This is a genomic window from Wolbachia endosymbiont of Drosophila barbarae (assembly GCF_044752445.1).
GTDB lineage: Bacteria > Pseudomonadota > Alphaproteobacteria > Rickettsiales > Anaplasmataceae > Wolbachia > Wolbachia pipientis.
This window is the reverse complement of record NZ_JBIXJM010000202.1, coordinates 1-9,625: the sequence shown is the minus strand read 5'-3', so window position 1 is coordinate 9,625 and position 9,625 is coordinate 1. Positions and strand designations below refer to the sequence as shown.

Annotated in this window: 11 protein-coding genes and 2 pseudogenes; 8 read left to right on the top strand and 5 right to left on the bottom strand. The window is 34.2% G+C overall.

Features of this window, described 5'->3' with window-relative positions; genetic code table 11:
• Window positions 1-276, top strand: a 276-nt coding sequence (locus ACIPNH_RS04545; RefSeq protein ID WP_400771714.1) for a transposase, incomplete at its 5' end; no start/stop codon positions are given.
• Window positions 277-413: 137 nt separating this feature from the next.
• Here the strand turns inward: ACIPNH_RS04545 and recO are convergent.
• From recO to ACIPNH_RS04530, 3 genes and pseudogenes are all read right to left on the bottom strand, one after another.
• Window positions 414-1,136 (bottom strand): DNA repair protein RecO, encoded by a 723-nt coding sequence (recO, locus tag ACIPNH_RS04540; protein WP_400771951.1) that lies wholly within the window; start codon window positions 1,134-1,136, stop codon window positions 414-416.
• The gene (locus ACIPNH_RS04535; protein WP_007548499.1) at window positions 1,120-1,266 is read right to left on the bottom strand and encodes a hypothetical protein; all 147 of its coding nucleotides are present in this window, start codon (window positions 1,264-1,266) and stop codon (window positions 1,120-1,122) included. Before ACIPNH_RS04535 ends, recO begins: the two co-directional genes overlap by 17 nt.
• Window positions 1,267-1,342: 76 nt before the next feature.
• A pseudogene (locus ACIPNH_RS04530) lies at window positions 1,343-2,366 on the bottom strand (PDDEXK nuclease domain-containing protein).
• Window positions 2,367-2,538: 172 nt separating this feature from the next.
• Between ACIPNH_RS04530 and ACIPNH_RS04525 the strand changes: the two are divergent.
• Window positions 2,539-3,159, top strand: coding sequence for a hypothetical protein (locus ACIPNH_RS04525; protein WP_006280120.1), 621 nt, complete (start codon window positions 2,539-2,541; stop codon window positions 3,157-3,159).
• Window positions 3,160-3,237: 78 nt separating this feature from the next.
• Window positions 3,238-3,390, top strand: a complete 153-nt coding sequence (locus ACIPNH_RS06690; RefSeq protein WP_237357331.1) for a hypothetical protein — start codon at window positions 3,238-3,240, stop codon at window positions 3,388-3,390.
• Window positions 3,391-3,521: 131 nt separating this feature from the next.
• On the opposite strand, the gene ACIPNH_RS04515 is transcribed toward ACIPNH_RS06690, so the two are convergent.
• Window positions 3,522-3,860 carry an outer membrane protein assembly factor BamE gene (locus ACIPNH_RS04515; RefSeq protein ID WP_006279908.1) on the bottom strand — a complete coding sequence of 113 codons (339 nt, stop codon included), beginning with the start codon at window positions 3,858-3,860 and terminating at the stop codon, window positions 3,522-3,524.
• Window positions 3,861-3,991: 131 nt separating this feature from the next.
• On the opposite strand from ACIPNH_RS04515, the gene ACIPNH_RS04510 reads away from it, so the two are divergent.
• The 3 genes from ACIPNH_RS04510 to tsaB all read left to right on the top strand — a co-directional run bounded on the left by ACIPNH_RS04510 (window position 3,992) and on the right by tsaB (window position 6,834).
• The gene (locus ACIPNH_RS04510) at window positions 3,992-4,981 is read left to right on the top strand and encodes a ribonucleotide-diphosphate reductase subunit beta (RefSeq protein WP_155969016.1); all 990 of its coding nucleotides are present in this window, start codon (window positions 3,992-3,994) and stop codon (window positions 4,979-4,981) included.
• Between the two features lie 138 nt (window positions 4,982-5,119).
• A complete protein-coding gene (locus ACIPNH_RS04505; protein ID WP_320157053.1) occupies window positions 5,120-6,250 on the top strand; it encodes a cation:dicarboxylate symporter family transporter in 1,131 nt (376 codons plus the stop codon).
• Window positions 6,250-6,834: a tRNA (adenosine(37)-N6)-threonylcarbamoyltransferase complex dimerization subunit type 1 TsaB gene (tsaB, locus tag ACIPNH_RS04500; RefSeq protein WP_155969018.1), complete on the top strand. Its 585-nt coding sequence runs from the start codon at window positions 6,250-6,252 to the stop codon at window positions 6,832-6,834. The genes ACIPNH_RS04505 and tsaB overlap by 1 nt, the downstream gene beginning before the upstream one ends.
• Here tsaB and ACIPNH_RS04495 read toward each other — a convergent pair.
• The gene (locus ACIPNH_RS04495) at window positions 6,829-7,452 is read right to left on the bottom strand and encodes a hypothetical protein (protein WP_400771947.1); all 624 of its coding nucleotides are present in this window, start codon (window positions 7,450-7,452) and stop codon (window positions 6,829-6,831) included. The genes tsaB and ACIPNH_RS04495 overlap by 6 nt on opposite strands.
• Before the next feature lie 280 nt (window positions 7,453-7,732).
• Between ACIPNH_RS04495 and ACIPNH_RS04490 the strand changes: the two genes are divergently transcribed.
• Together ACIPNH_RS04490 and ACIPNH_RS06760 are read left to right on the top strand one after the other, a co-directional pair.
• Window positions 7,733-8,443, top strand: a complete 711-nt coding sequence (locus ACIPNH_RS04490) for a class II aldolase/adducin family protein (RefSeq protein WP_400771945.1) — start codon at window positions 7,733-7,735, stop codon at window positions 8,441-8,443.
• A gap of 105 nt (window positions 8,444-8,548) precedes the next feature.
• Window positions 8,549-9,529: pseudogene (locus ACIPNH_RS06760) on the top strand (IS3 family transposase).
• Window positions 9,530-9,625: the final 96 nt, after the last annotated feature.

The following is a 9,625-nucleotide window of genomic DNA, read 5'->3' as shown; positions in this document are numbered from 1 at the left end:
TGTAATATGGATGTTTTTAATGGATGGTTTGAGCAATTTTTGACACCGATCTTGGAACCTGGACAGACTGTCATTCTTGACAATGCTACTTTTCATAAGTCTGATAAGATTATCGAGCTTGCTAAAGGGGTTGGTGCAGAAATTTTGTATCTGCCGCCTTATTCTCCAGATTTCAACAAAATTGAGCATCATTGGTTTGCTATAAAAAACAGAGCCAGGAAAAACATTCCTCTATTCGAATCCTTTCGTCGTGCTGTTGATTCTGCCTTCCTATGACCTGTTCGGACTATTATGAGAAATGCTATACCTTCAAAAATGAATGTTTGTACAGCTATGGAATGAATCGCGGTATGACGTGTTGCTTGGGTTAGCTATAGATTTCTGAAATGATTTCAAAAAAATGATAACTAGGATTAAAGCGACAACATGAGGTTTCTCAGCTCTGGAAATTTCACATTTAACTGCAAAAATAGATACTTATTTAAAAAATATCCTGTGACTTTCAGTCCTAACTGAAATTCTTGGAATGAGTAGCTGTTTTGTAGGGTATTATTGTATACATCATGCAACATTTGTGGAAAAGGTAGGAGTTTATCTGCATAATAATCTCCTACTTTTTTTGACACTGCTCTACCAGTTTTTGGAGAAATAAATTGCAGATTTTCCTTAACACCTGTTACAGCGCATTTGGATAAGTCTAACTTGAATCCCAATTGCGTAAGAAGCAGAAGCTCTAAGTTAAGATAATGGCTTTGCCAAGACTGATTGTTGTGTTTAATTACATCGATGAAATATCGAAAATTGTCATACAGCATGGCACAGGGTTCACTTTCTGGAAGCACTTTTTCTAAAATAGAGGAGAAAGAAACAATAGTAATGCTTTTTAACCTATCTTGAAAGAAATGATGGAATGGAGATTCGATTAATTCGCACTTAAAAAAACCTAGATTTTCAGGTGACTTAGCACTCCATTCTGCATGTAATAGATTACTTATCTGAAACTTATAATTGCTATTGTTTGTTAGCTTAGTTAATCCCCTGCGCTTTCCATGATTTTTTGTAAATAGAGAAAGAATTAAGTTTTTATCGCCGTATTTTTTAGCAGCTATAATGATGCCTTCATCTTTCCATCTCATTTAGAGTGTATTGACCGTATGATATATAGGATAGTGCACCTAGAGCGTGTAATCCATAAAAATCACTTACTCCGTTACTGTTTGCTTCCAAAGTTTCAAGGCTATGAGAGAGTAAGTTATTGGCTGCCACTCTTCTTCCTGAGCCTGATGCATTTCATACTGAGCTTTTGGTTTGCTAAATAATTGTTTGAATGATTTTAGTAACATTACTTTTCCTCGTCTGAAATTTTGGATAATTCAGCTTCTAATTCTTCTATCGTCGGTAAAGCTGTTTTTATGTTCTCTGGTAGATTTTCAGTTATTCGATATTCTGCTAGCCCTATTGGCTTGTTCATGTCTCGGAGTGTATATTTAGCAAGTACATCGTCTTTAGATTTACATAAGATTAACCCTATAGAAGGTTGATCTGTCGAGTGCTTCAGTAAATCATCAACTGCAGAAAGATAAAAATTCATTTTACCAGCATATTCCGGCTTAAAATCCTTATCTTTCAGTTCAATCACTACGAAGCAACGTAACTTTAAATGATAGAATAATAAATCAATATAAAAGTCTTTATTACCAACATCTAAATGAAATTGTCTACCAACAAATGCAAATCCTTCACCGAGTTCTAACAGAAATTTTTCCATATGCCCTACGAGTCCTTTTTCTACTTCTCTTTCATGAGCATCCTTACCTATACTTAAAAAATCAAAAATATACGGATCCTTAAGAGTTTGATTTGCTAGATCTGATGTTGGATAAGGCAGTTTTTCTTTAAAATTTGTAATTGCTTTACCTTGCCGTTTATGAAGGCCAAGTTCTATCTGCATCACCATAATGTTACGTATGTTCAATAGCTTTTTTTACATAAAATAATCTTATTTCATGACTTTCTATTTTTTCCAAAAGAGTGATATTGTGATACCAAGTTAATTGTGCAAGAGGCTCCTGCACAAATTCAACATCAGGATATTCTTCGGCAAACTTACGCATATACTTCAGATTTCTCATGCTAAAGCCTTTCATTTCTGGAAATGTACTTCTCAAATCCTTACTTAATTGATCAATTACCTTAGCTCCCCAGGTATGTTCTTTTTGGCGTTTTAGGATCTCTGTACCAATATGGTGGTAAAGCAAAATAAGCTTACTATTTACTGCAAGTGCTGCTTTATAACGGTTTGTTGCAATATGATCCTTCAATTGCTCTAAAAATTCTGTATATTCTTTTGCTATAATTTTTGTCATACGGTTCCTTTTAATCCATTATACAATTCCTTTGTCTGTCGAGAAGACAATCTTTCGCTTGCCTTCAGCTTTGAAGGGATTCCTTATTGACTTCAAACTCGTCCATCAACTAAAATATATTGACTTTACGTGCAATATTAGCTTTAAACCAGTAAAACAAGCTGCTTAACATATGCGTTTTTTCTATTCGAATTATATTCTTTTTTTGTCTTTATGTTGTTTTTTGCTTTTTTCGTTATCTTCAACAAAAGCCCAAACGAATGATACGTTAGCTGTTCCTATACCACAAAGGAAAAAAGAAATAGTTGAGCACACTGTTGTAGCACAACCGAGGCAAATTATCGAAATGCAAGAAGAAGTCATTATTAACGAGGGTAAAGAATTCATTCCAATTCCAAAAAGAAAAAAAAGTGTAGAGAAAAAACTAAGAAGGGATGTTAGAGGGGCAAAAAATGAAATAGGAAACGAAAAAAGCGTTGAGAGCAAAAAGGATGAATTAGTTGTAACAGAAATTATTAACTCTATAAGAGAAAAGCTCACAAAATGCTGGAGCATTCCTGAAAGCATAGCTTACAAAGAAAATTTTAATATAAAAATTAACTTATTGTTATCCAGTCAAGGCGAGATAATTATGGCGGATGTAGCAGACAGTGATTCCTATCGAAATAATCCACTTTTCAGGTCGATAGCAGATAATGCAATGCGTGCAGTATATAAATGTAGCCCATTGACCGGCTTGCCTACTCAGCACCACCACATTTGGCGTGAAGTAACACTAGATTTTATTCTATAGCTAAAGTAATTCTATAATTTAATAAGCCCACTGTATCCGTTCAAGATAGCAGCAAGGTAGTATAACCATAGAGTAAAAGTGAGTTTACAACAAATGGTGTCATCCCAGTGCTTGACACTGGGATCCAGTTTTCTTTACAAATTCACCAAAAGTGCTTCATTCTATAACGCAAAACCCATACTTACCAAACCCAATGCATTACTTGCAATTAAGTTTCCTGGATCCAAGTAGTCTGGGCACTGCCGTCATAAAGGAACTAGTGTCAGCTACTTTCATGACACCCTTCTGGTAGGCCCAAATCGCAATGTTCGTACAGTTATGGAATGAACCGCGGTATGACGTAGGAAGATCTGAGCAAACTTTCAATCAGAAACAGCCAAAGATCTCTCTAAGATGTCAGTTTCTTTTGTATCTTCAACTTTACCGTCCTGGTCGAATGAAATTTGCAGAGACTTACTACTATACTTCCTTTTTCCTAAAAAATTGGCTTGTTTAATTTTATATGAGACATAGTACCAAACATTGTCATCGAACTTTGATACTAATGTTGGTGATCCTAAAGTGTGAACCACTTTTTCTTTATCGTCACCTACTTTTATCTTGCTCCACAATTCAACACTAATGCCAGGAGCTCCGTGATTGTGAATAGTGTGAGTGCAGCTCACTGTAAATAATAAAATAAAAGATATTAATACTCGCATTTCTGTTGATAAATTACTTGAAGCTATAATACACTAATAAATTATCTGCCGTCAAATTTCAAAAAAGTTAAATTGACTGATTCTCAATATCACTTAATATAATATTTACTTTAGAAAATAATAGGTGTCTTATGTCATTGTTAGAAGCAGATCCAATATACAAACCTTTTAATTACCCTTGGGCGTATGATGCGTGGCTGCAGCAACAAAGAATCCATTGGATACCTGAGGAAGTTCCGCTTGCTGATGACGTAAAGGATTGGAAAACTAAACTTTCAAGTGTAGAAAAAAATCTACTAACCCAGATCTTTAGATTTTTTACTCAGGCAGACATTGAAGTAAATAACTGCTACATGAGGCATTATTCAAATATATTTAAGCCAACGGAAATATGCATGATGCTTGCAAGCTTTTCCAATATGGAAACTATACACATTGCAGCTTATTCTTATCTTTTAGACACAATTGGCATGCCAGAAAGCGAGTATCAAGCATTCTTAAAGTATGATGCTATGAGAAAGAAGTATGAATACATGTTAGAATTCGAGGAAAGCAAAAAACACGATAAAAAACATGTAGCTAAAACTCTAGCGGTGTTTGGTGCATTTACCGAGGGGTTGCAGTTATTCGCATCATTTGCAATTTTGCTCAATTTTCAACGCTTTGGAAAAATGAAAGGCATGGGACAAATAATTGCCTGGTCAGCCCGTGATGAAACTTTGCACACCAATTCAATTATCATGTTGTTTAATACATTTATTAAAGAGAATAATGAAATTTGGGACGACGAGTTTAAAGAGGAATTATATTCTGCATGCCGCACTATTGTTGAGCTTGAGGATGAGTTTATAAAGCTTGCTTTTAATTTCGGAGACGTTGAAGGACTATCTGCAGAAGAAGTGCGCAATTACATACGCTACGTAGCAAACAGACGGTTAATGCAATTAGGTCTTGAGTCCATATATGATGTTAATGATAATCCTATTCCGTGGCTTGATGAAATACTAAATGGCGTGGAACATACGAATTTCTTTGAAAATAGAGTAACAGAGTATAGCCGTGCAGCAACTCAAGGCACATGGGAGGAGGCTTTTACTGAAAACGACACGAATAATAAGTGAGTGCTAATTTCACTCTTCTTTGTCATTCCAGTGTCAGCTACTTTCATTACGTCATTTGCTGTGCAGTTTAGACAGTTTTGCTTTACTTAACAACTAACTTACCATATATATGTCCATAGGACATTGGTATATAAGAACGTGCTACAACTATTAATCTTACTCACGGTCATCACTTCAGTTGCATTCTTTGGTCATTTAGTTCCAATGGAAGCAAAAACCTTCTTGTACTCAACGAGCCTGAGTATAAAAGAGGTTTTGCTATTTATAATGCCTTTTATTATTTTTGCGTTAATCTTTAGCAGTGTTAACAATCTTAAGCAGTCAGCTATAAAGTTCATATTGTTACTTATTATAATGATCTTCTTGTCAAATCTGGCTTCAAGTTTAATAGCTTATTCTGTTGGGCATTTTATCATACAAAACACTCATTCAATACAAGATATAACGTATGAAGAAACAATTGTTCCCTTATGGTCGTTTAGGCTGCCTGCATTGCTTTCTAATTTTTATGCCCTTGCCTGTGGATTTGTGTCCAGCATAGTAGTGTCCACACTGCTACCCAAGAAAAGCAAAGAGCTTTCGAACAAAATGTTAGATTTAACTCTCTTTATTTTGAAGACGTTTTTGACGCCGATTATTCCAATATTTGTACTTGGGCTTGCTTTAAAAATGCAGCATGATCAAGTTTTATCTATAATATTTAAGGATTACTCAATAATTTTCATTATTATAGCATCTGCAACCTACCTTTATGTTTTCCTCTTATATGGAGCAGCAAATTCATTCAAGATCACAAGCTGGATAGCTAGTATAGGCAATATGATACCGGCATTTATTACTGCAATGAGCACAATGTCTAGTAATGCAACTATGCCACTTACTCTTGAAGGAAGCAAAAAAAATGTAAAGCAACCTGACATAGCATCGTCTGTTGTACCAATAACTGCTAGCTTTCATTTAGTAGGTGATTGCTTTTTTATCATAATATTATCAATGATAATTGCCTCCGGTTATTCATTGTTCACAATAGATTATGTAACTTTTCTTCTCTATTTTTTGTTATTTAAGTTTGCTATCGTGGCAGTGCCGGCAGGAGGAATTATGGTAATGCTACCTATTCTTGAGAAATATCTCAAATTCTCTCCAGAAATGCTTTCGTTAATTACAGCATTGTATATAGTGTTTGATCCAATAATCACTTCAGCAAATGTTATGGGTAATGGTGCCTTTACTATAATATTTTCAAAACTCTATGATAAGCTTAAGTAATGTCTATTTTAGCGATTGATACTGTAGGTATTGGTAGTTCAATAGCAATAGTTGATTATGATGGTAACTGTTTTGTAGAGCACAATTCCACCAGCAATAGTCATGCAGAATCATTTTTTCAAATACTAAGTACTTTATTTGATAAGCACAACTATAATTATGATAAAATAGATCATTTGGCGGTAGTAGTTGGACCAGGAAGTTTCACTGGAATTAGAGTTGGTATATCAGCTGCACAAGGTATAAATCTTGCTACAAATAAGCCGTTATACGGGGTTAGTGCGCTGGAAGTTCAAGCCTACGCAATATCTTTGCTTTGTGCAAATAGCAAAAAAAATATCAGAGCTATAATCAAAAATGCTCAAGGGTTTTATACACAGTTATTTGATTTCAATTTATTGCCGCTGTCTGGTCCAACTGCAGCATGTGACCCTGGTTACGCTACAAGCAGTACACATATGGATTGCAATTTAAATGCTAGCCATGCAGGGCTATTAGTTCATTATAGACTGAAGAACAAGCAAAAATTAAATGAAGTTGAAGCTCTATATTTAAATGAGCCTCAGTATATGAAATTGCTATAGACTATTTTTTTGCATACACGCAATTTGGCTAAGCTTGTGCATCTGGTTTACTATCTCTTGAGCTACTTCTTTTATACTCATATTTGAATTTTCTATCTCTATAGCACTCGGTGGTGTAAATAAATTGTTAATCCTACATTGCTCTATCATGCTATTTAGATTAATCACCTTCCTATTTTTTCTTTGCCTTTTTAATGCAATACGCTTTTGTAATGTCGGTAGATCACACCTAAGTACCACAGGAAGGATTTCTGTGTTCATTTTTTTACTAAGCCTTACTATTGAATCATACATCCTCATGTTCTGGTCATTATTTTCCATCAACTCATCAATAAATATGTAATTTTTTGAGTGAATCGGATAATTTTCTATTACCTGAAGCATAATTTGCATAATGCCATATATTCTATCTTGAACTTCTTTAGGTATTTGATCACGTTCAAAGACACCATCGTATATAGAGCAAGCTTGAACATTGTTATAGAACTTGCTATTTACAATTAATGCGTCTATCATATTAGATAATTCTATTGCTGTGGAAAGTTTACCACTTTCCGAAAGACCAGAGAGATATATGAAAAATCCTGCTGGCTGTTTTTTTGTGTTAATATTTACCATATTATTTTCAATCTTGAAACTTACATTTATAATAACATAAAAATGAAGCTTTAAAACATATGAAATATTATATAGAAAATTATTTTTGTAGTTAAGATATTATGTAATTTAAAAACATAAATTCTGTATATAAACTCTATAATAACGATAACTATTTTTAAGCAAGCTACAACACAAAAGTGTTTGGTATTCAGAAAGCAAGACAGAGTGGCATAGACTTATTAGTTTACTACAAGTCTCTTTTCGCGTATAAACCTTCAGAAGATTCTAACAGAGGATTGTGTTGTTAACAAAGAGCAGAGTAAAAAGGGATCTAGTCTATGCCTATCAGATTTTGTCCTACCTTAAGTTCGATGATCATACATATACTCACCTTTCAGTGCGTTCTGAAGATCAAAAGTCGTTTTATATTTATCCGTTTGGTATGCGTTTTGATGAAGTAGATGAACGTTCGTTAATGAAAGTATCATTTGATGGAGATGTAATTGAAGGCAAAGAATATCAATATAATAGAACTGGCTATATAATTCATGGTTTTGTTTATCAAGCAAGGAAAGATATTCAAGCAATTTTTCACTTGCATACACCTTCTATTGTAGCGGTTTCTTCTCTCAAAGATGGGCTGCTTCCTATAAGTCAATGGGCACTGCACTTTTACAATAAAATCTCTTACCATAATTATAATTCCCTAGCACTTAGCGATACAGAAGGAAAGAGGTTAATAGCTGATCTGAAAGAAAATTTTGTCATGTTAATCCGTAATCATGGATCTATAACGTGTGGTCGGACTATACAAGAAGCAATGTTCTACACATATCATTTAGAACGAGCGTGCAAAACTCAATGTTTAACGTTAGCAATGAATAAGGAGTTATCAATTCCAAGTGAAGAAATTTGCTCAAAAGCTGTAAAGGATCTCCTATCTTTTGAAAGCAATCTTGGTGAGAGGGATTGGCACGCATGGGTTAGACTAATTAAAAGTAAGTTGTAAGAGACTTTCGCACTACTATCTGTCATCCAAGTAGTGACCTTACCCAGAAAAAGTAGAGAGAAAGTTAAGACGTTTTTGGAGTAAAATAAAACGTTTTTTCAAAATATGACAAATAGAAGAGAATATACAGCAGAATTCAAATTAGAAGCTGTTAAGCTGGTTAAAGAAACAGGTCAAGCAAGTACAAAAATAGCAAAAGATCTAGGTATAGATGGTAGTATGTTAAGTAAGAAAATATGATGGAAAAATGTCTGGAGCATACGCATTTCCAGGCAAAGGCTCCTTATGACAAAGAAAGATTTGATCTAAAAAAAGAGCTAATAAGAGAAAGAGACATCTTAAAAAAAGCCCTGGGCAAAGAAAAAGAGTAAAGTATTCTTTTATATAGAAATTGCTATAAAACACAGGAACTATGTAGGGTTTTGTACTGGTGGTATGGGTTGCTAAGGAAAAAAGCAGTAAAGAATTAGCAAAAGAAGGGCTTCTAGCAGATATTCAAAAAATACATTAAGCTTCTAAATGCAGATATGGAGCCCCTAAAATTCACGCTGAATTAAAAGCTTTAGGCAAAAATTAAAACAGTACAAAGTGTTATGCAAGAAAATGGCATTAAAACCAAGCTTAGACGAAGGTTCAAAAATAAAAAACAGCAAATAAGCAACCGAGTTGTGGCTCCGAACACATTGGATCAAAATTTTACTACTGATCAGCCAAATAAAGTTTGGGATTACCTACATAAAAACTAAAGAAGGTTGTTGGCGGCAATAATTGACCTATATTCACGCATGGTGGTTAATGAGTAACATGATAATTAGTTATAGATTCTTTATTGATGGCCGTTGATAAACGCAAACCCGATAAAAATCTGCTGTTACATAGCGATCAAGGGTCACAGTATACCTCTCAAAATTACCAATTTCTATTGAATACAAAAAACATCATTTCCAGCATGAGCCATAAGGGCTGTTGTTACGATAACTCTGTTGCAGAAAAGTTCACTTAAAAGGGAGCTGCTTATTGATACTTCTCGCTCAACAAACCAGAACTGCCATATTTGAATACATAGAAATCTTTTATAACAAATAACGTAGACATTCTACTATTAACTATTGCATTCCTGCACAATTTATTCTCATGATAAAAACGTCTTAACTTTCTCTCTACTTTTTCTGGGTAAGGTCA

Bases quoted from the DNA above. Each gene is read 5' to 3' on its own strand.
- recO (WP_400771951.1), bottom strand. From the start codon at position 1,136: ATGAGATGGAAAGATGAAGGCATCATTATAGCTGCTAAAAAATACGGC.
- ACIPNH_RS04525 (WP_006280120.1), top strand. From the start codon at position 2,539: ATGCGTTTTTTCTATTCGAATTATATTCTTTTTTTGTCTTTATGTTGT.
- ACIPNH_RS04515 (WP_006279908.1), bottom strand. From the start codon at position 3,860: ATGCGAGTATTAATATCTTTTATTTTATTATTTACAGTGAGCTGCACT.
- ACIPNH_RS04510 (WP_155969016.1), top strand. From the start codon at position 3,992: ATGTCATTGTTAGAAGCAGATCCAATATACAAACCTTTTAATTACCCT.
- tsaB (WP_155969018.1), top strand. From the start codon at position 6,250: ATGTCTATTTTAGCGATTGATACTGTAGGTATTGGTAGTTCAATAGCA.
- ACIPNH_RS04495 (WP_400771947.1), bottom strand. From the start codon at position 7,452: ATGGTAAATATTAACACAAAAAAACAGCCAGCAGGATTTTTCATATAT.